We start from the raw sequence: 25,963 nt of genomic DNA on the forward strand, positions 1-25,963 counted from the left end.
CTTTGTCACGCAATGGCAATGCCATGGCGCGGGCGACAGCGCTAAGATGACCGCACCGATGTTGGCTGTCATTCGCCTCGGGAGGCCCCATGAACGACGTTCTGACCACCCTGCCCAGCTTGCGGTCCGCCGCCCGCCGCCGCGACCAGATCGAAGACCAACTGGGCGCGCACAACTACCATCCCCTTGACGTCGTCATCGCGCGCGGCAGCGGCGTCTGGGTCTATGACGTAGAAGGCCGCAAATATCTGGATTGCCTGTCAGCGTATTCCGCCGTCAACCAAGGACACTGCCATCCACGCATTCTGGCGGCCATGGTCGAGCAGGCGCAAAAGCTCACGTTGACGTCTCGCGCGTTTCGCCATGACCAGATGGCGCCGTTCTACGAAGACCTGGCGCGCTTGACCGGCGCGCACAAGATCCTGCCGATGAACAGCGGCGCGGAAGCCGTCGAAACCGCCATCAAGGCCGTACGCAAATGGGGCTACGAAGTGCGCGGTGTGCCGGAAGACCAGGCCGAAATCATCGTCTGCGCCAACAACTTCCATGGGCGCACGCTGGGCATCGTGGGCTTTTCAACCGACCCCGACGCCTACGGCCACTATGGCCCCTTCGCCCCGGGATTCAAGGTGGTGCCTTTTGGTGATTACGACGCCTTCAACGCCGCCATCACCCCCAACACCGTTGCCTTTCTGGTGGAACCGATTCAGGGCGAAGCGGGCGTGGTGTTGCCGCCCCCCGGGTATTTCACGCGCGTGCGGCAGCGCTGCACCGAGCAAGGCATCACGCTGATCCTGGATGAAATCCAGACCGGCCTGGGCCGCACGGGCAAGCTGCTGGCTGAAGAACATGAGGGCATCGAAGCCGACGTCACCTTGATCGGCAAGGCGTTGTCGGGCGGCTTCTATCCGGTGTCGGCGGTGCTGTCCAATGCGGACGTGCTGGGTGTGTTCCAGCCCGGCCAGCATGGCAGCACGTTTGGCGGCAACCCCTTGGCGTGCGCCGTGGCCCGAGCCGCGCTACAGGTGCTGACCGACGAAGGCATGATCGATAACGCCGCGGCCATGGGCGCCTATTTCCTGGAGCGGTTGCGCGCGTTGCCCGGCCCGGTGCGCGACGTGCGCGGACGCGGGCTGATGCTGGCCGTGGAACTGGAGTCTGACGCGGGCGGCGCGCGCCGCTGGTGCGAACGCTTGCAGGCACGCGGCATGCTGGTCAAAGACACCCACGGGCACACGCTGCGCCTGTCGCCGCCGCTGATCGTGACGCGCCAACAGATCGACTGGGCGTGCGACCAATTAGCCGCGGTACTATCCGCCCCTTGATGAACCCAACCGGAGTCCGCACTTTGCAGAACACCGCCACCCTGCCCACTCAAATCACCCTGATCGGCGCGCCCACGGATATTGGCGCGGGCGCTCGCGGCGCGTCGATGGGCCCGGAAGCCTTGCGTGTGGCCGATCTGGGCGCGGTCATCGAAGCCCAGGGGTTTGAAGTTACGGACCGCGGCAACCTGTACGGGCCGGCGAATCCGTGGCTGCCTCCCGTGGACGGCTATCGCCATCTGGAAGAAGTCACCGCCTGGAACCAGGCCGTGCACGACGCCGTCTACGCCGAACTAAGCCTGGGCCGCATGCCCATTCTGCTGGGCGGCGACCACTGCCTGGGCATCGGCTCCATCAGCGCCGTCGCGCGCCATTGCCGCGAAGCAGGCAAGAAGCTGCGCGTGCTGTGGCTGGACGCGCACGCCGACTTCAATACCCACGCACTGACGCCCACCGGCAATATCCATGGCATGCCGGTGGCGTGCCTGTGCGGCTATGGGCCGGAACAGATCATCGGCATGTCGGGCCAGACGCCCGACATCGAACCCGGCTGGGTGCGCCAGATTGGCATCCGCAGCGTGGACCAGGGCGAAAAGCGGCTGGTGCATGAAGCGGGGCTGGAAGTGTTCGACATGCGCTATCTGGATGAGATGGGCATGCGCGCCACGATGGAAGCGGCGCTGGCCGGCCTGGATGCCGACACGCATCTGCACGTGAGTTTTGACGTGGATTTCCTGGACCCCGACATCGCGCCGGGCGTGGGCACAACCGTGCCGGGCGGCCCGACCTACCGCGAGGCGCAGCTCTGCATGGAGATGATTGCCGACACGGGCTTGATGCGTTCATTGGATGTAGTGGAACTGAACCCCGCCTTCGACGTGCGCAACAAGACGGCCGAGCTGGCGGTGGACCTGATCGAAAGCCTGTTCGGCAAGTCCACGCTGATGCGGCGCGGCAGCTGATCCGCGGTTGATCTGCGGTTGATCCACCGTTGATCCGCTGGTGATCCGCCGTTGATCGGCCGTTGATCGGCCGTTGATCCACCTTGATCCCCCGGTGGGCCTGCGCCTTCGCCGGCCCCACCGCTACCCTTCCCGCGTGCGCCGGATGGCCTCTGCCGCCGCCTGTAAATGGTGCAGGTTCGGTTCGCGCTGCGCCCAGACGCGCGGTGTCGGGCCCGCCATGCAGAGCGCATACCATTCCCCCCCCAGATCCAGCGCCACGGCCAGCCCGGTCAAATCTTCCACGCTCTCCCCCACGTTCGCGGCCCAGCCCTGCACCTGGACCCGTTCTACCTCGGCACAAAGCGCGTCGCGCGTGGCCAAGGTGTGTTCCGTATAGCGACGGAAATCGGCGGCGGCCAAGACGCCATCGCGTTCCGTTGGGGTCATGCGCGCCAAGATCGCTTTGGCCACCGCGCTGGTATGCAATGGCCGCCGTTCACCCGGCCGCGCGGCGTAATGCACGGGCTGCATGGATTCCACGACATCCAGGAACACCACCGCGCCATCCTGGATCTTGCCCAGCATCACGGTTTCATTGGCGGCGTCGCGCAACGCCAGCAGATGCGGGCGGACCTGTTCCAGCCAGGGGTCACCCGTCTGAATCAACGCGCTCAACGCCTGCAATCGCGCCGTGGGGTAGTAGCCCCCGCGGCGGCGCACTTCGTAGAGATAGCCGCGCGCGACCAGCGTGCGCACCAGCGCCAGACAGCTGGACATCGGCGCGCCCAGGCCTTGGGCCAGTTCGGTCAGCGGCAGCGGCCGGCGGGCCTGCGCAAACAGCTCGATCACATCCAGCGTGCGGGCAACGAGTTTCACTTCCATGGTGGCGACCCCTGTTCGGATTTACCTGAGCGAAATGCCTGAATCTGCTAGGTAATCCACTATGTTGACTTTTCATATGGGCGAACCTAAATTCTTGCACAGGAATTTTTATTCACCAATAAGAAATAAATTTCAGCCGGCTGGAGAACCGGCGCCCCGCCAGCGGTCTCGCGTCATCACCAAAAAACTCAAACATTCGGCCCGGATGGGGCTGAGGAGACAGAAAGATGCGTATCAAACCCCTGTTGGCGGCTGTGGCCGCCGCGACGGCTGCATTCGGCCCGTTCGCCATCACGCCAGCCCACGCCCAATCGGACGTCGTCCGCCTGGGCGTGTCCAATGACCGCTCTGGCATTTACTCGGACCTGGGCGGCTTGGGCTCTGAGATGTCCGTGCGCATGGCCGTTGAAGATTTCGGCGGCAAGGTGGCGGGCAAGACCGTGGAAGTCATCGGCGCCGACAACCAGAACAAGGCCGACGTGGCCTCGGCCTTGGTGCGGCGGTGGTTCGACACGCAGGGTTTGGTAGCGGTGGTGGACGGCGGCGCCAGCTCTGCCGGCCTGGCGGCCCAGGGCGTGGCCAAGGAAAAAGGCGGCACGGCGCTGATCAGCGGCGGCTTTGCCGGCGACTTCAGCGGCAAGCAATGCAGCAATCTCAGCACGCAATGGGCGCCCGACACCTATGCGCTGGCCAACGCGGTCGTGAAAAGCGTGGTGGAAAGCGGCGGCAAGTCCTGGTACTTCATCACCACCGACTACGTCTTCGGCAAATCACTGGAAAGCAATGCCACCCGCTTTGTGCAGAACGCGGGCGGCAAGGTGGTGGGCAGCACCCGGCATCCGCTGGGCGCGATGGATTTCGCGTCGTTCCTGGTGCAGGCGCAATCGTCCAAGGCCGATGTCGTGGGCCTGGCCAGCGCCGGTGGCGACCTGGTCAATCTGATCAAGCAGGCGCAGGAATTCGGGCTAACGGGCGGCAAGCAGCGCATGCTGACCTTCCTGACCTTCATCAACGATGTGCAGGCGATGGGCCTGCCCGTGGCGCAAGGCCTGACGTTTCCCACCGGCTTTTACTGGGACGCCGATGAAGACACCCGCGCCTGGACGCAGCGCTGGCAGAAGAAGATGGGCGTGACGCGTCCGCCGTCAATCGTGCAGGCGCTGAGCTACGTGGCCACCACGCATTATCTGCAAGCGGCGCAAGCCGCCGGCACCTTCGAGGCCGCCGCCGTCAATCAGAAGATGCGCGAGTTGCCCATCACCACCAAACTCATCAAGAATGCCCGTATCCGTCCTGAAGACGGGCGCGTCATCATGGACTTGTATCTGGTCGAAGTGAAAAAGCCCGCCGAATCGAAATACCCGGGTGACTTCTACCGCATCCTGTCCACGGTGCCGGGCGACAAGGTGTTCGTGTCGCTGGCTGACAGCGAATGCCCCCTCATCAAAAAGTGAATCGTCAGCGCTTCGCCCCAGGTGTAGGCTGAGGCCCCGGACATAAGAAAACCCAAGGAGACTTTCCCATGAAGTGTTATTGCGTCGTCAACTTCCGCGAACCCTTGCAGGAAATGGAGCAGCCTACGCCCACGCCGCAGGGCACGCAGGTGCTGCTCAAGGTTCGCGCGGCGGGCGTGTGCCACAGCGATATCCACTTGTGGGAAGGCGGCTACGACCTGGGCCAGGGCCGCACCCTGGCCCTGAAAGATCGCGGCGTGTCGCTACCGCTGACGATGGGCCATGAAACCGTTGGCAGCGTGGTAGCGGCCGGGCCCGACGCGCAAGGGCTGTCGAACGACCGTAACTACCTCGTCTACCCGTGGATCGGCTGCGGCAAATGCGCACCGTGCCTGGCGGGCATGGAAAACCATTGCAGCGCCCCCGCCTGCCTGGGCGTGCACCGCGCCGGCGGCTACGCCGACCACATCGTCGTGCCGCATCCGAAGTACCTGATCGACATCGGCGACCTGGAACCCGCGCAGATCGCGCCGTATGCGTGCTCGGGCCTGACGACTTACTCCGCACTGAAGAAGATTGGCGCCGACGTCTACCGCGAGCACCCGGTGGTGATCTTCGGCGCAGGCGGCCTGGGCCTGATGAGCCTGACGCTGATCAAGGCGCTGGGCGGCGCGGGCGCCATCGTGGTCGACATCGACCCCGCCAAGCGCCAGGCCGCATTGGAAGCCGGCGCACTCGCCGCGATTGACGGCGCCGCGCCCGATGCCGCGCAGCAGATCATCAAGGCGGCGGGCGGCAAACCCGTGCAAGCCGCAATCGATCTCGTCGGCGCGCCCGCCACCACGTCGCTGGCGTTCGACTTCCTGACCAAGGGCGGCAAGCTGATCATCGTGGGCCTGTTCGGCGGCGCTTCGTCGTGGCCGATCGCGTTGATCCCGATGAAGGCCATGTCGATCATCGGCAGCTATGTCGGCAACCTGACCGAACTGCAAGAGCTGATGGACCTGGTGCGTGCAGGCAAAGTGCCGCCGATGCCGGTGCACCGTCACGCGCTGGCGGAAGCCGACAGCGTGCTGGCGTCGTTGCGTGCAGGCAAAGTGGTGGGACGCGCGGTGCTGACGACGGAGGCCTAAACGCAACAAAGGGGAGCCATGAGCTCCCCTTTTTGCTTTTGATCGGGCTATTTTCAGCCCGGCCGCAGCCGGGGGTCGTAGATAAAGCGTTCGCGCCGCACGACCACAATCTGCTCGGCATCTGGATGACCCGGATTGATCAGGACATTGCAATCCGGCACGCCCCGGTAGCCGACGATGGCGCTGGGCAACTCCAACAAGGCCGACACCCCGGATTCCACCCAGTTGTCGCCTACCGCCTGCGACGCCTCGGCAAACGGCACGGCCTCCCAGAACGGAAAGTCCCGCTGCAATTGGTCGACCGTCAGCACCTGCCGGGCGTCATACACCGCGCGCGGCACGGCGACTTCGATCAGATAGCGGTTGGCCTGTTCGGATGCGCGCACGGCGAAATGCACGACGGTTTCCAAAACGGCCAGCGCCACGCTTGAAGAGGTGTACACCACGGCCGTACCCGGGCTGTTGTAGCGCCCGCCCACCGCCGCAGCGCCCGCGCCGCTCAAGTCATCGGCGCGGTAGGTGCCGGCGGTTGTGCCGATACGCCATAAGGAAACGTAGTCGCTCATGGGGTCAGGCGTAGACGCCAGCCGCCGCGCGGGCCAGCGTGTCTTCAACGATGCGGCTGCTGGCATCCGACGTCAGCAAGGACAAGGGCTTGACGTTGCCCAATGCCGGCACGGGCGTGTTCAGCCACAGCACGGCCTCTTCGTCGCTGCCCAACACTTGCCGCGCCACCCGCGCCACACGGGCGACGCGCGCCAGGCGGTCGGATTCGCCCAGCGGCAGCATCTGGCCTTCGCGCGTCCAGCGCGACAATGAGGCCGCCTTGACCTCGGTGATCGCCATGATTTCGGATTTGGGCACTTGAAGGAAGTCGGCCGCGTCGTCCACCATTTGCGCGGGCAGCCCCCGCCGCACATCGCGGGCCATGTCGCTAAGCGGGCTGTCCACCAGTTCCTGAAACAGTTGCTTGGCCCGGGCCGCAGTCACACGGCGCGGCGGCCGCTTGGACGATGCGTCACGTTTTTCAGCGGTTTTGCCGGTGATGGCAATGGTCATGGCGGGCTCCCGTAGCGTTGCTTCCGGCCTGTCGCCAGAAGCACGTATTTTCCAAACAGAATTTATGATATCCCATTTGGAATGCGCTAAACCAGGCGCGGCCTGGCGGGCATGCACCGAATTTGGGCATATCATAGGCGGCGTTACACACGATCACTTTTAAGGACTGGCAATGACGGACCGGCAGCTCACGATACTCGCGGCGTTGAATCTTATGGTGGCGGTGGGTGCTGGCGCCTTTGGCGCGCACGGCTTGAAGCGCATGCTGACCCCCGAATTGTTGTCCGTCTGGCAAACCGGCGTGTTGTATCACCTGATCCACGCGCTGGGCCTGTTCGTGATTGCGCTGCTGGGCGCCCGATTCGGCTCGCCGCTGCTGTCCGCCGCCGGCTTCGTCATGTTCATGGGCATCGTGCTGTTCTCGGGCAGCCTGTATGTGCTGTCGCTGACCGGCATCCATTGGCTGGGCGCAGTTACGCCCATTGGCGGAACGGCTTTCCTGGCTGCGTGGGCGATGGTGGCGCTGGCCGCCTACCGCGCGCAGGGCTAACCCCTCTGCGCTGATCCGCACGGCCACCGCAAGCGCCCCTTGCACACGCGGGCTGCGCCCCCCTTTCCCCACGGCGGCAGGAACCGCCGCCCTAGCAGGTTTCCGATGTCTTCCTCGACTGTATTACCCGCCGCCCGGGACCATTCCGCTGCCGCAGGCATCGCCTGCGTGGTGGGCGGCATCTTCTTTCTGACGCTCAGCGACGCCAACGCCAAGTGGCTGGGAGAACATTACAACCCGCTCCAGATCCTGTTCCTGCGCGCCTTGATCGCGATGCCCTTCGTAACCGCGCTGGCCCTGTGGCTGGGCGGCCGGCGCGTGTTGCGCACTACACACCCGGGCCTCCATCTGACGCGCGGCGCCATCAACGTCGTGTCAGCCTGTTGCTTCTATCTGGGCTTGCGCGCGCTGCCGCTGGCCGAAGCCACCGCCATCGCCTTCGCCGCACCGCTGTTCGTGACGGCGCTGTCTGTGCTGATCCTGAAAGAGCGCGTGGACGGCAAGCGCTGGCTGGCGGTGCTGGCCGGYTTTGCCGGCGTGCTGATCGTGGTGCGGCCCGGTTCCGCTACTTTCCAGGCGGCCACCCTGTACCCGCTGACAACCGCGCTGCTGTATGCCGTGATGATGATCACCGCGCGCGGCATCAACCGCGGCGAAGGCATGCTGACGACCACGTTCTATATCGTGCTGGGGCAGTTGGTGTGCAGCGCGGTCGCCCTGCCGTGGGTATGGCAGACGCCCGCCATGGAGCATCTGCCCTACTTCTTCGGCATTGCGCTGTTCAGCACATTGGGCCTGGGGCTGATCACGCAGGGTTTCCGGATTGGCCCGGCATCCGTCGTCGCGCCCTTCGATTACACCGGCCTGATCTGGGCCACGATTCTGGGCTGGATCTTCTGGCGTGAAGCGCCAGATGCCTTTGCGTACCTGGGTGCGTTGTTTATTGCGGGCAGCGGCGTGTACATCGCGGTGCGTGAAGCGCGAGGCAAAGGCAAACGCCGCGTCAAGGCATAAGCGAATAGCGGCGAGCAGTGCGCGTCGGCGTGCGGCTCGCCGCCAGGCATTGCGCTTTGGGGGGGACGCGATTCGTTGCCGCAACGGATTGCTGCTACGGGTTGCTGCTACGGGATGCTGCTACGGGATGCCGCCACGGGTTGCTGCTACGGGTTGCCGCTACGGGATGCCGCCATTGGTTGCCGCAATTCGTCGCCGCTATTCAGTTGGCGGCGGAAAATTCCGTCTCAGCACCCGCGCCACGTTCGGCTCCAGCGCGGCCTCGCGCGCCACCGCCGTCAAGGCCGGGCATTCCGCGGTAAACCACGCCTGGCCGGGGCGCCAGTGCGTCATCACCGTCACATACAGGTCCAACGCCGAAAAACGCTTTCCCAGCATGTGCGGCGTGCCCGCTTGCCGTTCCAATTCCTGCCACAACTCTGCCCGCCTGGAATGCACGCGCTCGCGCAATAACTCGGCGGCCGCGCCTTCCGTTGTCCATTGCGGAGGGTTATCTCCATACGTGAACGTCGGGTAGATAGCCCCCACCAGCCGCAGCAGCAGGTTCAAAAAATGCGCGCGCTCGGGCTTGTCCGCCGCGGGTGCCAAGCCTGCCTGCGGGGCCACGTCATGCAGATGCAGAATCATCGCGGCGCTTTCAGTCATGACTTCGCCATCCGGCGTAATCAGCGTGGGTACTTGCCCCAACGGATTCAGATGCAACAAGCGGTCGCGCTCAGGGCCGGGCTTCAAATACGGCACGTCCGTCAGCTTGTGCGGCACATTGGCCAGCACCAACGCCATTTCAACGATGGCCGAACCGCAGCCCAGAGATCCGATCAGCTCATAGGTCTTCATCGCTTACCCCCCTGATTCGGCCGGCGCCACCCGCAGCAATTGTCCAGGCGATGCGTCGGTCAATACATACACATACCCGTCCGGCCCTTGCCGCACGTCGCGTATCCGGCTCTTGCGGTCCACCAGCAACCACTCCTGTCCCACCACACGGTTGCCATCCAGCGTCAGGCGGATCAGGTTCTGATTGGCCAACGCGCCAATGAACACCGATTTCTGCCAGGCGGGAAAACGATCCGCGTTATAGAAAGCCATGCCGCTGATGGCAGGCGACTTTGCCCACCAGAACAGCGGCTGCTCGGTGCCAGGCGCGGTTTCGCCTTTGGCTTCAGGAATAGGCTGGCCGGAATAGTTGATGCCATAGCTGGCCAGCGGCCAGCCATAGTTCTTGCCTGGCTGGATCAGATTGATCTCATCGCCGCCGCGCGGGCCGTGCTCGTTTTCCCACAGCTCGCCCGACCAGGGGTTCAGCGCCATGCCTTGCGGATTGCGATGCCCATACGACCAGATCTCGGGGCGGGCGCCTGCCTTGCCCACGAAAGGATTGTCCGGCGGCACCGTGCCATCCACCTTCAGCCGCACCACCTTGCCTTGCAGCTTGTCCAGATCTTGCGCCGTCGGGCGCTGGTTGTTTTCGCCCAGCGAGATGAACAGATAGCCCTTGCCGTCGAACACTAGGCGCGATCCGAAATGCAACCCGGAAGACAGCTTGGGTTCTTGGCGGAACAGCACCTTGAAATCTTGCAGGCCGGTCGCGTCGTCCGACAAGCGGCCCCGGCCAACGACCGTGCCGCTTTTATCACCATCCGATTCCGCGTAAGACAGATAGACATAGCGATCCGTCGCAAAGTCGGGCGACAGCGCCACATCCAACAGCCCGCCCTGCCCCGACGCCGCCACCTTGGGCACGCCCGACAGCGGCTTGGACAAACCGCCCGGGGTGCGCAGCAAGCGCAACTTACCGGGCCGCTCCGTGATCAATACGCCACCATCCGGCAGAAAAGCCATGGCCCAAGGATGATCCAATCCGCCCACCACGGCCGTAACGCGCGCGGCCACCGACGGCGGCTCCTGCGCGGCGCGCGCAGGCGCTGCGGCATATAACGCACCGGCCACAATCAGCATCGAGGAAACAAAAAGGGGAATCGCGCGCGGGCTCGCGGCGGTGCGTGACTGCATGGACATCTCCGGCGGCAACGGGGTTGAATGCGGGCAGGGACGGCATAACAAATGGCGCAACATGTGACGCGTCCGTGACGCGAAACGCACCGTCGGTGGCGTACCATAACGCCCAAGGACGGGTGCCTCCCGTTCTTCCTCTCAGGAGACTCCATCACATGAAACTGTACTACATGCCCGGCGCGTGCTCGCTCGCTTCCCACATCGTTCTGGAGTGGGTGGGCAAGCCTTACGAGACGCATCAGCTCAGCCGTGAAGCCCTCAAGGGTCCTGAATTTTTGAAAGTGAATCCGCTGGGCGCCGTGCCCGCGCTGACCGACGACGGCTGGACCGTCACGCAAAACGCCGCCATCCTGGAATACATCGCCGAACAATCGCCGCAGAGCAAACTGCTGGGCGACGGCACCGCCCGATCGCGCGCTGAAGTCCGCCGCTGGCTGGGCTTCATCAATTCCGACATCCACAAAACCTTCTCGATGATCTTCGGCGCCGGCCGCTTCGTGTCTGACGAAGGCGCGCAGAAGGAACTGGCCGGTTCGGCCTCCAAGCTGCTGACCAAGCTGTTCTCGCAACTGGACGCCCAACTGGCGGGCAAGCCGTATCTGGCGGGTGACGCGCCGTCGATCGCCGACGCCTACCTGTACGTGGTGCTGCGCTGGGCGCACGCCAAGGAAGTGGATCTGTCGGGCCAAGAGAACCTGGCCGCATTCTTCAAGCGCATGGAAGCCGACAAGGCCGTGCAGACGGCGTTGAAGGCGGAAGGGTTGTAAGCCCGACGCGCTTTTAAGCCCTATGCCGTTTTAAGCCCTATGCGCTTTTAAGCCCAATGCGGTTATAAGCCCAATGCGAGACCGCGCCGGCCCTATCTTCGCCGGCGCCCTCGCAAGCTTCAATGGTCTTCGGGCACGTCGTCTGACGCCCCCCACCCCGCCCCTTCCAGCGTCTTCTTCACTGCCGCCAAAAACCGCCGCGCCAGCAACGGCGGCGCGCTCAGGTTGGAATGCGTCGCCCAGACCTCGACGCTGGCCTCAGGCGCGATGGGGCGCAACACCATGTGCGCGGCCTGATCAGGCGTGACGCACCACGCGTCCACCAGCGCCGGGCCCAAGCCCTGCTGCACAAACGAGCACGCCGTCACCGGCGAATGCACTTCGATTGCCGCCGCACACAGCGGGCCGCCGCCAAAGAACGTCGTCAGCGCCCGGCCCAATGGCGTATCGCGCGGATAGCCGATCCACGCGGCGGATGAGAAATCCTCGGGATGCACCACGTCGTGGCTGGCCAGCGGATGGGTCACCGGCAGCACACAGACCACCGGCACCCGCGCCAGCCGGATCGACGTCAGGTTGGGATGATCGGGCGGCTGCATCGAGATGCCGATATCCGCCTGGCCCGACAAAAAATACGCCGCCAGCTCGTCGAACGTGACGCTGCGGTAATCGACCCGCGCATCTGCATTGCGGCCCCGAAAGCGCTCCAGCGCCATCGGAATCAGCCGCTGCCCGTAGCTGGCGCTGGCCACAATCTTCAGCATGCCCGCGCCCGATTGCCCCAGGCTTGCCGCCAGATCGTTCACGCGCTGGATGCCGCCATACACCTGCTCCACTTCCGCATACAGCCGCCGCGCTTCCGCCGTGGGCGACAAGCGGCTCTTCACGCGTTCGAACAGCCGATAGCCCAAGCGGCTTTCCGTCAGCGCCAGCACGCGGCTGACGGCGGGCTGCGAGACGTGCAACATGCGCCCCGCCCCACTGATCGAGCCGGACATCATGATCGCCCGGAACACTTCAATCTGGCGCAGGTTCAAGGGCCGCCCCGCGCTTGGAGCCACCTCGTCCGCGTAGGCGTCCGCATCCATTTTTTTCCCCTTGCATCGATAACGCAGGATTATAGGAGTGCCACATTTTTCGATGATGCAGCGCGGCAAGGCGGGTGTAATCTGCGCCCCTTAACACAACAAAACAAGGGGAATACCACCATGCAACGCACATTCTTCCGCACGCTTTCCGCGCTGGCCGTTAGCGCCGCGCTGATCGGCACCGCCTCGGCGGCGGGCGCCTACCCGGACAAGCCCATCACCTTTGTGGTGCCGTCGGCGGCCGGCGGTTCGCCCGACGTGCTGTCGCGCCTGATCACCACGCAACTGGCCAAGGATACCGGCGCCACGATGGTCGTCGAAAACCGTCCGGGCGCAGCTGGCAACATCGGCATCGCGCTGGTCAAGCGCGCCGCCGCCGATGGCTACACCGTGGGCTACGGCAACATCAACACGCTGGCCGTGAACCGCTCGCTGTTCAAGCGCCTGCCCTACGACGTGGACCAGGACCTGACGCCTGTTGCGCACATGTTCGACCTGTACAACGCGCTGATCGTGCCCGCCGACTCTCCCGTCAAGAGCGTGCAGGACCTGATCGACCGCGCCCGCCAGCAACCCGGCCGCCTGTCGTATGGCGCATCGGGCGTCGGCACCACCGGCCACATGGGCGGCGAGCTCTTCAAGAGCATGGCGAAAGTCGACGTGATGTTCATTCCTTACAACGGCGGCCCCGCTGCCATTCAGGACTTGCTGGGCGGCCGCCTGGACTACCTGTTCGTGAACACGTCGGAAGCCACGCCGCTGGTCAAGAGCGGCAAGGTGCGCGCCATTGGCGTCAGCAGCCTGAAGCGCTTGTCGCTGATGCCTGACGTGCCGACGCTGGACGAGTCCGGCCTGAAGGGTTACGAAACGGTGGCCTGGGGCGGCGTTGTCGCCCCCAAGGGCACGCCGCCCGATGTGGTTGCCACGCTGAACGCGGCCATCCAGAAAGCGCTGCAAGCGCCGGAAGTGCGCACGGGCCTGGCCACGCTGGGCGCCGAACCCGCCACTGGCTCGCCTGCGGAATTCAAACAATTGATCGATCGTGAAACCGCCAAGTGGAAGAAGATCATCGAAACCGCCGGCATCGAAAAACTGGACTAAGCAGCCCCATGACGGATCGCACCTTGCAGGCAGACTTCATCGTGGCGGGCGCCACGCTTATCGACGGCTCGGGCGGGCCGGCCGTTCAGGGCGACCTGGCCGTGCTGGGCGAACGGATCGTGGCGGTGGGCAGTTTCGACCACCCCGCAGGCGTGCCCGTAATTGATGGCCGGGGCCAGGTGCTGGCGCCGGGCTTCATCGATTCGCACACGCACGATGACGGCTACCTGCTGGCGCATCCCGACATGCTGCCCAAGGTGTCGCAAGGCATCACCACCGTGGTCACCGGCAATTGCGGGATCAGTCTGGCGCCGCTTGAACGCGCCGACATCCCGCAGCCGCTGGACCTGCTCGGCCCCGCGGAGTTGTTCCGTTTCAGCACCTTCCGCGCCTGGATGGACGCGCTGCGCGAAACACCCGCCGCGGTGAACGTGATTCCGTTGGTGGGCCACACCACGCTGCGCGTCGCCGTGATGGACGACACCTCGCGCGCCGCTAACGCATCCGAACGCGCCGCCATGCGCGCGCTGTTGCAAGAAGCGATGGACGCCGGCGCCTTTGGTGTGTCCACCGGCACGTTCTACCCCCCGGCCAGCGCCGCTCCTACCGATGAAATCATCGACGTGTGCCAACCGCTGAAGCCGTCGGGCGATGATGGCCACGGCGGTATCGACCGACGCGGTATCGGCAACGGCAGCCACGGTACCGACAGCCGCGGTACCGACCGCCGCGCCATCTACGCCACGCACTTGCGTGACGAGGCCGACCACATCGTGCCCGCCATGGAAGAGGCGTTGCTGATCGGGCGCGAGCTGGATTGCCGCGTGGTGTTCTCGCACCACAAGCTGGCGGGCGAGCGCAATCATGGCCGCACGCGTGAAACGCTGGACATGATCACCCGCGCCGCCGCCCATCAGCCCGTCTGCCTGGACTGCCACCCCTACCCAGCCACGTCCACCATGCTGCGGCTGGACCGTGCACGTCTTGCCAGCCGCACGATGATCACGTGGTCCAAAGGCTACCCCGAAGCGACGGGCCGCGAATTCAGCGACGTCATGCAAGAGCTGGGCCTGGATGACGAAGCCGCCGTGGCGCGTCTGGCCCCCGCCGGCGCCATCTACTTTCTGATGGACCCCGCCGACGTGAACCGGATCTTTGCGCATCCGCTCACGATGGTCGGCTCGGACGGCCTGCCCTTTGACCCGCATCCGCACCCCCGCCAATGGGGCACCTTCCCCAATGTGCTGCGCACGATGGTGCGCGAACAACAACTGTTGTCGCTAGAGGCCGCCATCCACAAGATGACGGGTCTGGCGGCTGACCAATATGGCATCGCTCAGCGCGGACTGCTGCGCGAGGGTTATCATGCTGACCTGGTGCTGTTCGATCCCGCCACGGTGACAGATGTGGCCACTTTTTCAGCTCCCGTTCAGGCAAGCCAAGGCATCCACGCGGTGTGGGTCAACGGTAAACCGGTGTGGGATGGGGAACGAACCAGTACGCAACGCCCGGGCCAGGTTCTGACGCCCGGTGATGCATTACCTCGGAGTTCATAAAGTGAAGACGTTTTCCCAGGGCTGCTACCTGGGTGTATTGGGCGGAATGGGTCCCATGGCCGGCGCGGCCTTTGCCCTTCGCCTGGCGGCGCTGACCCCCGCCGCGATTGACCAGCAACACATCCCCACCCTGCTGCGCAACGATCCCCGCATTCCTGACCGGTCCAGCGCCTATATGGCCGGCGGCGAAAATCCGCTGCCGTACATGGTGGGCGGCGTGCGCTTTCTGGAACAGGCGGGCGCACAGCTGATCGCCATCCCGTGCAACACGGCGCATCTTTGGTACGACGAGATCGCCGCGTCCACCGGCTTGCCGGTGCTGCACATCATCCAAGCCGTCATTGACGACCTGCGCCGTCTGGGCTTGCCCCGTGGCCGCATCGGACTGATGGGCACGGCGGCAACGCTGAAACTGGGCCTGTATCAACAGCACCTGGAAGCACAAGGCTACGAATGCATCGTGCCCAACGATGATGAAGTCGAGCGCTACTGCATGGGCTCGATTCGCGCCGTCAAGGGCAACCGTCTTGAAGAAGCCTTCGAGCCGGCCGCTGAATGCATCGCCCGCCTGAAGGCGCGCGGCGCTGATGCCGTGGTGCTGGGCTGCACCGAACTGCCGCTGGCTGTGCCGCATGCGCTGCGCCCGAGCTTGGGCGTGACGCTGACAGACTCGATTGATGCGCTGGCGCGTGCCGCGATTGCGCATTACGAAGCGGACTTGGCGAAGCAGCAGATCGCGGCCTAATCCGCTACGCCCGCCATAGACGAAAAAAAAGGCGCATCTTTCGATGCGCCCCACTCCCTTCGCGGGGAATGCGTCAACTTGATTTCTGGCCGCCTGCTTAGCCGCCCAGATACGCCTTGCGGACTTGGTCGTTGACCAGCAGATTGGCGCCGGTGTCTTGCAGCACGACCCGGCCGTTCTCAAGCACGTACCCACGGTCGGCCACACCCAGCGCCTTGTTTGCGTTCTGCTCCACCAGGAACACCGTGACGCCCTGCTCGCGGATCTCGCGGATGATGTCGAAGATCTGCGCAATCACCAGCGGGGCCAGGCCCAGCGTCGGCTCATCCAGCAGCAACAGACGCGGCCGCGTCATCAGCGCGCGGCCGATGGCCAACATCTGCTGTTCGCCGCCCGACATCAGCCCCGCGCGTTGCGCGGAGCGTTCCTTCAGGCGCGGGAACAAACCGTAGACGTGTTCGATGCCCGCCTCGATTTCAGCGCGCTTCGAAAAGAAGCCGCCCATCATCAGGTTTTCGGCAACGGTCAGGTCCTTGAAGACGCGGCGCCCTTCCGGCGAAATGGCGATGCCATTGCGCATGATGTGGTGCGTGTCCTTGTTGGTGATGTCCTCGCCTTCGAACGTGATCTTGCCTTCACGCGCGCGGGGGTTGCCGCAAACCGTCATCAGCAGCGTCGTCTTGCCCGCGCCGTTGGCGCCGATCAGCGTGACGATTTCGCCTTTGTTGACGTCCACCGACACGCCGTTCAACGCCTGGATGGCGCCGTAATAGGTGTGTATGTTTTCCAGCTTAAGCATCATTCCTCCCCCAGGTACGCCTTGATGACGCGCTCGTCGTTGCGCACCGCATCGGGGGTGCCGGTCGTGATGGGCTTGCCGTGCTCCATGACGAGGATACGATCCGAAATGCCCATGATCAGGCTCATGTCGTGCTCGATCAGCAGCACGGCAACGCCGAACTCACGCCGCAGTTGATCGATCAGCGATTGCAGATCGCGCTTTTCCTGGGGGTTCAGGCCAGCGGCCGGTTCGTCCAGCATCAGCAGGCGCGGCTTGGTGATCATGCAACGCGCGATCTCCAGGCGGCGCTGGTGGCCATAGGCCAGGTTGCCCGCTTCACGGTTGGCGAATTCGCGCAGGCCCATGAAGTCCAGCCATTGCGCCGCGCGCGACAGCGCTTCCGACTCCGACTGCCGATAGCCCCTCAACTTCAACAAGCCCGGCAGCAAGCGCGATTCCACCTGCGTGTGCTGCGCCACCAACAGGTTTTCCAGCACGGTCAGCTGCTTGAACAGGCGCACGTTCTGGAACGTGCGCACCAGCCCGTGGCGCGCCACCTTGTGGCTGGGCAAACCGGTGATCGGCTTGCCGTCCATGATGATCTCGCCCGCCGTCGGCGCGTAGAAGCCGCCGACGCAGTTGAACACCGTGGTCTTCCCGGCGCCGTTGGGGCCGATGATGGCGAACACCTCGTCGGACTTCACTTCAAACGCCACGCTGTCCACGGCCAACAGGCCGCCAAACCGCATGGTGAGTCCGGATACTTTCAGCAATGCCTCGCTCATTTAGACAGCTCCACGTGGGGACGCTTCATGGGCAACAACCCCTGCGGACGCCACATCATCATCAACACCATCACCAGACCGAACATCAGCATCCGGTATTCGGCGAACTCGCGCGCCAATTCGGGCAGGACCGTCAACAGGATGGCCGCCAGAATCACGCCCACCTGCGAGCCCATGCCGCCCAGCACCACAATGGCCAGGATCAGCGCGGATTCAATGAAGGTGAAGGATTCCGGGTTCACCATGCCTTGACGGGCCGCGAAGAACGCGCCGCCGAAACCGGCGAACGTGGCCCCCAGCGTGAACGCGGACAGCTTGATGCGCGTGGGGTTCAACCCCAGCGAACGGCACGCGATTTCATCTTCGCGCAACGCTTCCCAGGCGCGGCCGACCGGCATGCGGATCAAGCGCGTGGAGACAAACAACGTCACCAGCGCCAGCAACAACGCCATCATGTACAGATAGATGACCATGTCCTGGTTCTGGAACGTCAGGCCGAAAAATTCATGGAAGGTCGTGCCGCCTTCCGTGCTGGCGCGGCGCGTCATTTCCAGGCCGAAGACCGTGGGCTTCGGAATGCCGGAAATACCGTCCGGGCCGCCCGTCAGCGTGTTCAGGTTGATCAGCAACAGGCGGATCATTTCACCGAAACCCAGCGTGACAATGGCCAGATAGTCACCACGCAGCCGCAGCACCGGAAAGCCCAGCACGAAGCCGAACAACGCCGCCATCGCGCCCGAGAACGGCAGCGCTTCCCAGAAGCTCCAGCCGCCCCAGTGATACAGCAAGGCGTAGGTGTAGGCGCCCACGGCGTAAAAGCCCACAAAGCCCAAGTCCAGCAGCCCCGCGAAACCCACCACGATGTTCAGGCCCAGGCCCAGCATCACGTAGATCAGCACCAGCGTCGCGATGTCGACCGAGCTGCGGCCGGCGAAGAATGGCCAGACGACGGCGATGGCCAGCAGCAATAGCGCAAGCCCCTTGTGGCTCTTGGCGGGCGCCGACGGCAAGGTCGGGAGCGACGTCTTCAGCTTCTTGAACGGAATGGCGATCCAGGGGCGCAGCATCTGGAACACGAACACCACGGCAGCGGCAAGCGCCACCAGGCCCCAGTGCGATTCCATCGAGGTGCGAGCGCCCTGACGGATCAGTTGCAGGCCAAAGACCGGGGTAACGATGACTGCCGTCAGCACGGCCGCCATCGTTGCGTTTTTGATATTGTTTTTCGACATCAGACTTTTTCCACCTCAGGTTTGCCCAGCAGCCCGGTGGGACGGAACAGCAGAATCAGGACCAGCAGCGAGAACGCCACGATGTCCTTGTACTGTGACGAGATATAGGCGGCCGCGAAGGTCTCGGCCAGGCCCAGCAGCACACCGCCCAGCATSGCGCCRGGRATGCTGCCGATGCCGCCMAGCACYGCCGCGGTAAAGGCCTTGATGCCGGCCAAGAAGCCGATGAAGGGGTTGAGCTTGCCAATGGTGATGGCGATCAGTACGCCGCCCACCGCCGCCAGAATCGCACCCATCACGAACGTGAACGAGATCACGCGGTTGGTGTCGATGCCCAGCAGGTTGGCCATGTGCATGTCCTGCGAGCAGGCGCGCGAGGCGCGGCCCATGCGGGAATACTTGATGAACAGCGTCAGGCCGATCATCAGCACCACCGTCACCACGATGATCATGATGCGCGAATACGGCACCGTCACGTCAAAGTCGGTACCCATGTGGAACTGCACAGCGCCGGATACCAGCGAAGGCACGGCCATGTCGCGCGCGCCTTGGCCCAGGGCCACCCAGTTCTGCAGGAAGATCGACATCCCGATGGCCGAGATCAGCGCTACCAATCGGGGGCTGCCTCGCACGGGGCGATACGCCACGCGCTCAACCGAGAAGCCGTAGATACCGGTCACGGTAATGGCCACAAGCAGCATGGCGGCAATGATGAACGGCACCGGCAAACCGCTATTGGTGCCGATGGACGTCAAGGTGACCAGGCCTACATAGGCGCCGATCATATAGATTTCGCCGTGGGCGAAGTTGATCATACCGATGATGCCGTAGACCATTGTGTAGCCGATGGCAATCAATGCATAGATCGCGCCCAGGGACAATCCGTTGAAGAATTGCTGGGTAAGTTGGGGTATGAGGTCAGACATATTTCTCTTGCTCCAAATGGTTCCGGCCCCGGTAGTAAGACCCGGAGCCGGAAACCTGGGCGTATTTTATAAGGGCCTGTTGTCACCGATAGCCGGCCGCACAGCGCTTTTGGCGCATCGCTACGCGGATTACGGCACAACGAAGACAGCAGGCCCTACACGCCGGCACCGGCCGGCGGGATCGCGAGTTTACAGCTGGGTCTTCTTGCCGTCCTTGTCCCATTTGTAAACGGCGAATTCGAAGTTCTTCAGGTCGCCCTTGGCATCGTATTCAACCTTGCCAATGCCGGTGTTGAAGGTGGTTTTGTGCATGTAGTCCGCAACCTTGGCAGGATCTTCGCCCACGGCGTTGATGCTGTCGGCCAGGATTTGCACTGCGGCGTAAGCCGGCATCTGGAAGGCGCCGTCCGGGTCGCGCTTGGCGTCCTTGAAGGCCTTCACGATGCTTTCGTTGCCGGGCAGCTTGGTGAAGTCAGCCGGCAGCGTGACCAGCAGGCCGTCGATGGCCGGGCCGGCAATCGCCACCAGATCCTGGTTGGCCGTGCCTTCCGGACCCATGAACTGAACCTTCAGGCCCTGTTCACGCGACTGGCGCAGCAGCAGGCCGAGTTCGGGGTGGTAGCCGCCGAAGTAAACCAGGTCCACGCCTGCCGACTTCAGCTTGGTGATGATGGCCGAGTAGTCGCTGTCGCCAACGTTGATGCCTTCAAACAGCGCCACGTTCACGTTCTGCTTGGCCAGCGCGTCCTTGACTTGCGTGGCCACGCCCGAACCGTAGGTCTGCTTGTCGTGCAGCACGGCCACCTTTTGCGGCTTCAGCGTCTTGGCGATGTATGCAGCAGCATACGGGCCTTGCTGGTCGTCGCGGCCGATCGTGCGGAAGAAGTAATGCGGCTTGATCGTGTCCGTCACCAGCGGCGACGTTGCGCCCGGGGTGATGCCGACGATGCCCTCTTCCTCGTAGACCTTCACGGCGGCAACCGTCACGCCCGAGCACGCATGGGCCACGGCGAACTTGGCGCCGGAGTTGACCACGCGGTTGGCGGCCGGCACAGCCTGCTTGGGTTCGCAGCCGTCGTCGATCAGGATCGGCTCAAGCTTCTTGCCCTTGACGCCGCCCTTGGCGTTGATGGTTTCAATGGCAGTCAAGGCGCCGGCCTGGATCTGGTCACCGTATTGCGTGTTGGGACCGGTCATGGGCTGGGGAATGCCGATCTTGATCGTGTCGGCGGCGTGCGCGGCGCCAGCCAAGGCAAGTGCCCCAAGCGCCATGGCTACCGGGGTAAGGCGATTCAGAAACTTCATGCGGAGTTCTCCAGCGAGGTTTTGAGCGGCTCTGTTCGAAATGGTTTGTCGGGTGGGTACCCCGCAATCCGTATCGCGCGTCGCCGGCTTCTTGGGCAAAAACACGGTGTGGGCGGTATTCTGGAAGCAAGCCGCCATACTGTCACTGCGTGTAATCCCCAATATTTTCAATCCAACCTTTAATCGTGACGGATAGCCGGGACAAGCCCATGAAATCACTGGAGAAATCGCAAATTCTCTTTATTTAACAACTGGCGCGCAGCAAGAACTCGTGCTTGCACCGATATATGAAAAATCATTAATACAGCGTTCGAATACGCATTTAAATACAGTGCTTACGCAGGACTTACGAATAATGATTATCGGGTTAATAAAAAGGCGCGTATCCGGCGGGTTGAACCGCCGCGATACGCGCCTTGTTAAGTCGCGCTGAAGGGGGTGGAGGTCAGCTCATCAGGCGTTGGCCGGCTTGGCCAGGTTCCACATCAGCGCGCGGAATGGCGCCAGCATGCTGATATTGACCACCAGTTTGATGGCCAGATCGCCCATCATCCAGGTCGTCCACGGCGCCCCCGTTGCGGCAAAGGCCACGCTGAAGAACACCGCCGTATCCAGAATGGCGCCCAAGACACCGGACACCAGCGGCGCGCGCCACCAGCGTTGGTCGCGCAGGCGGTCAAACACCTGGATATCGACCAATTGCGCGCAGATATACGCAAGACCCGAGGCCAACGCAATGCGCGGCGACGCCACCCAGAACGACACGACCAGCGCCGCCGCAAACCCGAACCAGACCACGCGGCGCGCAGCGCCCGGGCCGAAGCGGCGATTCAGCACGTCGGTAACCAGGAAGGCGACCGGATACGACAGTCCGCCCCACGTCAGCCAATCGTTCAGCGGCACCTGCACCAGAATATTGGAGCCCACCACCACCAGCAGCATGCACAGTACGGCAATGCCGAACTGCGTGCGGCTCATCGTGGGAAAGCCCCGGCTTGCCTTGCTCATTTCCCGAATTCCTCTGCCAGCTCGCCCGAACGCCGGGCCGCGGCGGCCATGGCGTCTTCAACGATGCTGCTAAATCCTGCGGCGCCAAATGCGGCCAACGCAGCGGCCGTGGTGCCGCCCTTGGACGTGACGCGCTCGCGCAGCACGGACAAGGGTTCAGCCGATTCCGCCGCAAGCTTGGTGGCGCCAGCCAGCGTGCCCAGCGCCAACTGTTTGGCCTGCGCTTCGGTAAGACCCACCTTCAAGCCGCCCGACACCAACGCTTCCAGGAACAGGAACACGTACGCGGGGCCGCTACCTGACAACGCGGTCACGCCATCCAGCGCGGCGTCGTCCGCCACCCACACCACCTGCCCCACGCTGGCGAGCAATTGCGCAGCCAGTTCGCGGTCGGCTTCGCCCACGCCATCCAGCGCGGCAAGACCGGTGATGCCTGCGCCCACCAGTGCCGGCGTATTCGGCATGCAGCGCACCAGACGGTTGAACGGCGCCTCAGGCGTGCCGAGCCAGGCCGCCAGCGTATCCGCGCGAATTCCCGCGGCAACGCTTACCACCAAGGTGTCGTCTTGCAACCACTGACGCGTAGAAGCCACAACATCTTTCATGTTCTGTGGCTTGACCGCGAACACCCAAACGCGGCATCGCGCCAGGGCCTCGCCGGGGGCCACTGCCGTGGTCATGCCACGGGCCTGCCAGGCAGCGTGGCTATCCTCATTAATGTCAATGACATGGATGTTCCCGGCGGGGCATACTTTGCCAGCCAGACCGGAGGCCAGGGCGGCCGCCATATTGCCGCCGCCAATGAACGCAATCGAAAGTTCGTTTTTCATAGCCGGGCATTGTAAACGGTCAGCTTCGTTGGGGAAAAAAAAGAAAATGTTCGTTCGCGCCTAAAACGCGCAATTTGACAGGCGTTTGGAGTGATGTGAAAGTCACGGTTTTGTCACAAACAATTCATAAGGTGTCGTGTTTTCTGTGCCCGGACACCCCGGTCGCAACACGCCCAACTGGAGGAAACCTCACCATGCGATCCCATCGTATTGCTTTAACCTTTGCCGCCATCATGACGGCTTTCGCAGGCGCCTCCGCGCATGCCGCCACCGAGATCCAGTTCTGGCACTCGATGGAAGGCGCGTTGGGCGACCGCGTCAACGGTCTGGTCGACGAGTTCAACAAGAAGAACCCTGACTACCAGGTCAAGGCGATCTACAAGGGCAACTACGGTGAGTCCATGAACGCCGGCATCGCCGCGTTCCGCGCCGGTAACGCCCCGGACATCCTCCAGGTGTTTGAAGTGGGCACCGCCACCATGATGTACGCCAAGGGCGCCATCAAGCCGGTGCAGCAGATGTCCGAAGAAGTCGGCAACCCGATCGATCCGAAGGAATTCATTGGCGCCGTGGCCGGCTACTACTCGTCGGCCGACGGCAAGCTGGTGTCGATGCCCTTCAACAGCTCGACCGTTGTCTTCTACTACAACAAGGACGCCTTCAAGAAGGCTGGCCTGGATGCCGACAAGCCGCCCAAGACCTGGGAAGAGCTGGCTGCCGCCGGCCAGAAGCTGAAGGCCGCTGGCCAGGAATGCGGCTACACGACGTCGTGGCCGTCGTGGGTTCAGCTGGAAACGTTCTCGGCCTGGCATAACGTGCCGTACGCCACCAAGGACAACGGTTTCGGCGGCCTGGACGCGCGCATCGCCATCAACACCCCGCTGCACGTGCGCCATCTGGAAAACCTGGCCAAGCTGGGCAAGGAAGGCATCTTCATGTACGGCGGCCGCGGCGACGAGCCGAACTCGCTGTTCATCAGCGGCAAGTGCGCCATGATCACCGGTTCGTCCGGCCTGCGCGCCAACATCGCCAAGAACGCCAAGTTCGAATTCGGCACCTCCACCGTGCCCTACTACGCCGACGTGCAAGGCGCCCCGCAGAACACCATCATCGGCGGCGCTTCGCTGTGGGTCTTCGCCAACAAGAAGCCGGAAACCTACAAGGGCGTGACCGCGTTCTTCAAGTTCCTGGCCAGCCCGGAAATCGCCGCACGCTGGCACCAGCAGACGGGCTACGTGCCGGTCACCAAGGCTGCCTACGAGCTGACGAAGAAAGACGGTTTCTATGACAAGAACCCGGGCACCGAAGTCGGCGTGAAGCAATTGAACGTGGAAACGACCGCACAATCGCGCGGCCTGCGCCTGGGCTTCCTGCCGCAGATCCGTGAAATCGAAGACGCTGAAATCGAACGCATCGTGTCCGGCAAGGTTGCAGCCAAGGACGGCGCCGAGAACATCGTCAAGCGCGGCAACGAGCTGCTGGAAAAGTTCGAGAAGAGTGTAAAGTAACGCCCTTTCCGGGATTCCGTCTGGGCCAAGTCAAGCCTGAATCTTCAAGCATGACAAGGACTTAACGGCCAATCCGGATACGAGCGCAAGGCTTAAAGCCCTGGTTTTTTTAGGGCTTTAAGCCTATCGTATTTTTATGAAAGCGGTTTCAAGCGGCGGTTAATCCAACCGCCGCTTTTCTGTACCTTGGGTTCCCCCTATGGAAAAACGCGTTGTATTTGGGCATAAGACCTTGCCCTATCTGCTGCTTCTGCCGCAGCTGATCATTACTGTGGTCTTCTTCTTCCTGCCTGCCGGACAAGCCATGTGGCAGTCCATGCGATTGGAAGATGCCTTCGGGTTGTCGTCCGAGTTCGTCGGTCTGGACAACTTCATGGAACTGTTCTCGCAACAGGCCTACCTTGATTCCTTCCGCGTCACCGCCGTGTTTTCGGTGCTGGTGGCGGTTGTCGGTCTGGGCGTGTCCTTGCTGCTGGCCGTCATGGCTGACCGCGTGATCCGCGGCGCCGGGCTCTACAAGACGCTCCTGATCTGGCCTTACGCCGTTGCGCCCGCCGTGGTCGGCGTGCTGTGGCTGTTCATGTTTTCGCCTTCCGTGGGCATTCTGGCCGTCGCGCTGCGCAAGTCCGGCGTGGACTGGAACCCGCGTCTGGATGGCAACCAGGCCATGATGCTGGTGCTTGTCGCCGCCGTCTGGAAGCAGATCTCGTACAACTTCCTGTTCTTCCTGGCTGGCCTGCAATCGATTCCGCGTTCGCTCATTGAAGCCGCCGCGATCGACGGCGCAAGCCCGGCGCGCCGCTTCTGGAGCATCGTGTTCCCGCTGCTGTCGCCCACCACGTTCTTCCTGCTGGTGGTCAACATCATCTACGCCTTCTTCGACACCTTCGCCGTGGTCGACACCACCACGCAGGGCGGTCCTGGCACGTCGACCTCGATCCTGGTCTACAAGGTGTATAGCGACGGCTTCCGCGGTCTGGACCTGGGTTCGTCCGCAGCCCAGTCCGTGATTTTGATGTTCATTGTGGTTGCCTTGACGGTCGTACAGTTCCGCTACGTCGACCGCAAAGTGCAGTATTGATTTTGTTCGAGGCTAATAACAATGGTTGAACGCCGTCCCTGGCTGGATATTCTGGCCCACTTCATTCTGCTCTGCGGCGTGGCGATGGTGGCATTTCCGCTCTACATCACTTTCGTCGCGTCTACCCAGACTGCTCAGGAAGTGGCGCAAGCGCCGATGTCGCTGATTCCCGGTCCGCACTTTGTCGATAACTACATGCAGGCGCTGTTTGGCGGCTCGTCCGGCGGTTCGTCGGGCGCGCCCGTGGGCCGCATGATGTACGTCAGCCTGATCATGGCGCTGTCGATTTCCATCGGCAAGATCGCGATCTCGCTGCTGTCGGCGTTTGCGGTGGTGTACTTCCGCTTCCCCGGCCGCATGTTTTTCTTCTGGATGATCTTCGTCACGCTGATGCTGCCCGTTGAAGTGCGGATTGCGCCCACCTACAAGGTGGTGGCTGACCTGGGCATGCTCAACAGCTACGCGGGCCTGACACTGCCGCTGATCGCATCGGCCACGGCCACGTTCCTGTTCCGCCAGTTCTTCCTGACGGTGCCGGACGAGCTCATCGAAGCCGCGCGTATCGACGGCGCAGGCCCCGTGCGCTTCTTCTTCGACGTGSTGCTGCCSCTGTCCAAGACCAGCATCGCSGCSCTGTTCGTGATCCAGTTCATCTACGGCTGGAACCAATACCTGTGGCCGCTGCTCATCACCACGCAGGAAGACATGTACCCCGTCGTCATCGGCATCAAGCGGATGATCAGCGGAGGCGACAGCGTGACCGAATGGAACATCACCATGGCCACCGCCATGCTGGCCATGATTCCGCCGGCGCTCGTCGTCATCCTGATGCAGAAATGGTTCGTCAAGGGTCTGGTCGACACTGAAAAGTGA

Annotated in this window: 26 protein-coding genes; 13 read left to right on the forward strand and 13 right to left on the reverse strand. The window is 63.3% G+C overall.

Features of this window, described 5'->3' with window-relative positions:
• The first annotated feature begins 89 nt into the window (after positions 1-89).
• Both rocD and rocF read left to right on the forward strand, forming a co-directional pair.
• The gene (gene rocD / locus AC1DSJ_RS18100; protein ID WP_441371047.1) at positions 90-1,325 is read left to right on the forward strand and encodes an ornithine--oxo-acid transaminase; all 1,236 of its coding nucleotides are present in this window, start codon (positions 90-92) and stop codon (positions 1,323-1,325) included.
• Positions 1,325-2,287 (forward strand): arginase, encoded by a 963-nt coding sequence (gene rocF, locus AC1DSJ_RS18105; protein WP_175168972.1) that lies wholly within the window; start codon positions 1,325-1,327, stop codon positions 2,285-2,287. The genes rocD and rocF overlap by 1 nt, the downstream gene beginning before the upstream one ends.
• Positions 2,288-2,410: 123 nt before the next feature.
• Here the strand turns inward: rocF and AC1DSJ_RS18110 are convergent, their stop codons facing one another.
• Complete coding sequence (locus AC1DSJ_RS18110) at positions 2,411-3,151, reverse strand: IclR family transcriptional regulator (protein WP_441371046.1); 741 nt, start codon at positions 3,149-3,151, stop codon at positions 2,411-2,413.
• A gap of 227 nt (positions 3,152-3,378) precedes the next feature.
• Between AC1DSJ_RS18110 and AC1DSJ_RS18115 the strand changes: the two genes are divergently transcribed.
• Positions 3,379-4,605: an ABC transporter substrate-binding protein gene (locus AC1DSJ_RS18115; RefSeq protein ID WP_441371045.1), complete on the forward strand. Its 1,227-nt coding sequence runs from the start codon at positions 3,379-3,381 to the stop codon at positions 4,603-4,605.
• A gap of 68 nt (positions 4,606-4,673) precedes the next feature.
• Positions 4,674-5,738 (forward strand): alcohol dehydrogenase, encoded by a 1,065-nt coding sequence (locus AC1DSJ_RS18120; protein WP_054422014.1) that lies wholly within the window; start codon positions 4,674-4,676, stop codon positions 5,736-5,738.
• Between the two features lie 53 nt (positions 5,739-5,791).
• Here AC1DSJ_RS18120 and AC1DSJ_RS18125 read toward each other — a convergent pair whose 3' ends face one another.
• Both AC1DSJ_RS18125 and parS read right to left on the reverse strand, forming a co-directional pair.
• Entirely contained in the window at positions 5,792-6,304 is a 513-nt protein-coding gene (locus AC1DSJ_RS18125; RefSeq protein ID WP_054422012.1) for an RES family NAD+ phosphorylase, read from the reverse strand.
• Between the two features lie 4 nt (positions 6,305-6,308).
• Positions 6,309-6,797 carry a type II RES/Xre toxin-antitoxin system antitoxin gene (gene parS / locus AC1DSJ_RS18130; protein ID WP_175168975.1) on the reverse strand — a complete coding sequence of 163 codons (489 nt, stop codon included), beginning with the start codon at positions 6,795-6,797 and terminating at the stop codon, positions 6,309-6,311.
• Between the two features lie 172 nt (positions 6,798-6,969).
• Here parS and AC1DSJ_RS18135 point away from each other — a divergent pair, with 172 nt between their 5' ends.
• Both AC1DSJ_RS18135 and AC1DSJ_RS18140 read left to right on the forward strand, forming a co-directional pair.
• Complete coding sequence (locus AC1DSJ_RS18135; RefSeq protein ID WP_054422008.1) at positions 6,970-7,347, forward strand: DUF423 domain-containing protein; 378 nt, start codon at positions 6,970-6,972, stop codon at positions 7,345-7,347.
• A 105-nt stretch (positions 7,348-7,452) separates the two neighbouring features.
• Entirely contained in the window at positions 7,453-8,361 is a 909-nt protein-coding gene (locus AC1DSJ_RS18140) for a DMT family transporter (RefSeq protein ID WP_476760354.1), read from the forward strand.
• 198 nt (positions 8,362-8,559) lie between these two features.
• Here AC1DSJ_RS18140 and AC1DSJ_RS18145 read toward each other — a convergent pair whose 3' ends face one another.
• Both AC1DSJ_RS18145 and AC1DSJ_RS18150 read right to left on the reverse strand, forming a co-directional pair.
• On the reverse strand, positions 8,560-9,198 hold the full coding sequence (locus AC1DSJ_RS18145) for a glutathione S-transferase family protein (protein ID WP_054422006.1): 639 nt from the start codon (positions 9,196-9,198) through the stop codon (positions 8,560-8,562).
• 3 nt (positions 9,199-9,201) lie between these two features.
• The gene (locus AC1DSJ_RS18150) at positions 9,202-10,320 is read right to left on the reverse strand and encodes a PQQ-dependent sugar dehydrogenase (RefSeq protein ID WP_441371082.1); all 1,119 of its coding nucleotides are present in this window, start codon (positions 10,318-10,320) and stop codon (positions 9,202-9,204) included.
• Between the two features lie 212 nt (positions 10,321-10,532).
• Here AC1DSJ_RS18150 and AC1DSJ_RS18155 point away from each other — a divergent pair, with 212 nt between their 5' ends.
• Positions 10,533-11,144, forward strand: a complete 612-nt coding sequence (locus AC1DSJ_RS18155) for a glutathione S-transferase family protein (RefSeq protein ID WP_054422003.1) — start codon at positions 10,533-10,535, stop codon at positions 11,142-11,144.
• A 119-nt stretch (positions 11,145-11,263) separates the two neighbouring features.
• Here the strand turns inward: AC1DSJ_RS18155 and AC1DSJ_RS18160 are convergent, their stop codons facing one another.
• Positions 11,264-12,232, reverse strand: coding sequence for a LysR family transcriptional regulator (locus tag AC1DSJ_RS18160; RefSeq protein WP_054421997.1), 969 nt, complete (start codon positions 12,230-12,232; stop codon positions 11,264-11,266).
• Positions 12,233-12,352: 120 nt separating this feature from the next.
• Here AC1DSJ_RS18160 and AC1DSJ_RS18165 point away from each other — a divergent pair, with 120 nt between their 5' ends.
• The 3 genes from AC1DSJ_RS18165 to cuyB are packed head-to-tail and all read left to right on the forward strand — an operon-like array spanning position 12,353 to position 15,634.
• A complete protein-coding gene (locus AC1DSJ_RS18165; protein ID WP_175168978.1) occupies positions 12,353-13,333 on the forward strand; it encodes a Bug family tripartite tricarboxylate transporter substrate binding protein in 981 nt (326 codons plus the stop codon).
• Between the two features lie 8 nt (positions 13,334-13,341).
• On the forward strand, positions 13,342-14,889 hold the full coding sequence (locus AC1DSJ_RS18170; RefSeq protein WP_441371044.1) for an N-acyl-D-amino-acid deacylase family protein: 1,548 nt from the start codon (positions 13,342-13,344) through the stop codon (positions 14,887-14,889).
• Between the two features lies 1 nt (position 14,890).
• Positions 14,891-15,634: a cysteate racemase gene (gene cuyB, locus AC1DSJ_RS18175; protein ID WP_054421992.1), complete on the forward strand. Its 744-nt coding sequence runs from the start codon at positions 14,891-14,893 to the stop codon at positions 15,632-15,634.
• Positions 15,635-15,731: 97 nt separating this feature from the next.
• Here the strand turns inward: cuyB and AC1DSJ_RS18180 are convergent, their stop codons facing one another.
• The 7 genes from AC1DSJ_RS18180 to proC form a co-directional block, all read right to left on the reverse strand.
• A complete protein-coding gene (locus AC1DSJ_RS18180) occupies positions 15,732-16,433 on the reverse strand; it encodes an ABC transporter ATP-binding protein (RefSeq protein ID WP_054421987.1) in 702 nt (233 codons plus the stop codon).
• The gene (gene livG, locus AC1DSJ_RS18185) at positions 16,433-17,200 is read right to left on the reverse strand and encodes a high-affinity branched-chain amino acid ABC transporter ATP-binding protein LivG (protein ID WP_054421985.1); all 768 of its coding nucleotides are present in this window, start codon (positions 17,198-17,200) and stop codon (positions 16,433-16,435) included. The genes AC1DSJ_RS18180 and livG overlap by 1 nt, the downstream gene beginning before the upstream one ends.
• Positions 17,197-18,432, reverse strand: a complete 1,236-nt coding sequence (locus tag AC1DSJ_RS18190) for a high-affinity branched-chain amino acid ABC transporter permease LivM (RefSeq protein ID WP_054421981.1) — start codon at positions 18,430-18,432, stop codon at positions 17,197-17,199. Before AC1DSJ_RS18190 ends, livG begins: the two co-directional genes overlap by 4 nt.
• Positions 18,432-19,358 (reverse strand): high-affinity branched-chain amino acid ABC transporter permease LivH, encoded by a 927-nt coding sequence (gene livH, locus AC1DSJ_RS18195; RefSeq protein WP_006219631.1) that lies wholly within the window; start codon positions 19,356-19,358, stop codon positions 18,432-18,434. Before livH ends, AC1DSJ_RS18190 begins: the two co-directional genes overlap by 1 nt.
• 189 nt (positions 19,359-19,547) lie before the next feature.
• Positions 19,548-20,663: a high-affinity branched-chain amino acid ABC transporter substrate-binding protein gene (locus tag AC1DSJ_RS18200; protein ID WP_054421980.1), complete on the reverse strand. Its 1,116-nt coding sequence runs from the start codon at positions 20,661-20,663 to the stop codon at positions 19,548-19,550.
• A gap of 453 nt (positions 20,664-21,116) precedes the next feature.
• Positions 21,117-21,671, reverse strand: coding sequence for a queuosine precursor transporter (locus tag AC1DSJ_RS18205; RefSeq protein WP_054421978.1), 555 nt, complete (start codon positions 21,669-21,671; stop codon positions 21,117-21,119).
• Positions 21,668-22,501: a pyrroline-5-carboxylate reductase gene (gene proC, locus AC1DSJ_RS18210; RefSeq protein ID WP_175168981.1), complete on the reverse strand. Its 834-nt coding sequence runs from the start codon at positions 22,499-22,501 to the stop codon at positions 21,668-21,670. The genes AC1DSJ_RS18205 and proC overlap by 4 nt, the downstream gene beginning before the upstream one ends.
• Positions 22,502-22,695: 194 nt before the next feature.
• Here proC and ugpB point away from each other — a divergent pair, with 194 nt between their 5' ends.
• From ugpB to ugpE, 3 genes are all read left to right on the forward strand, one after another.
• Positions 22,696-24,009, forward strand: a complete 1,314-nt coding sequence (gene ugpB / locus AC1DSJ_RS18215; RefSeq protein ID WP_054421975.1) for a sn-glycerol-3-phosphate ABC transporter substrate-binding protein UgpB — start codon at positions 22,696-22,698, stop codon at positions 24,007-24,009.
• Positions 24,010-24,208: 199 nt separating this feature from the next.
• On the forward strand, positions 24,209-25,090 hold the full coding sequence (ugpA, locus tag AC1DSJ_RS18220; RefSeq protein ID WP_046806304.1) for a sn-glycerol-3-phosphate ABC transporter permease UgpA: 882 nt from the start codon (positions 24,209-24,211) through the stop codon (positions 25,088-25,090).
• Positions 25,091-25,111: 21 nt separating this feature from the next.
• Positions 25,112-25,963, forward strand: a complete 852-nt coding sequence (gene ugpE, locus AC1DSJ_RS18225) for a sn-glycerol-3-phosphate ABC transporter permease UgpE (protein ID WP_476760355.1) — start codon at positions 25,112-25,114, stop codon at positions 25,961-25,963.

Source organism: Achromobacter sp. 01N37, assembly GCF_056399725.1.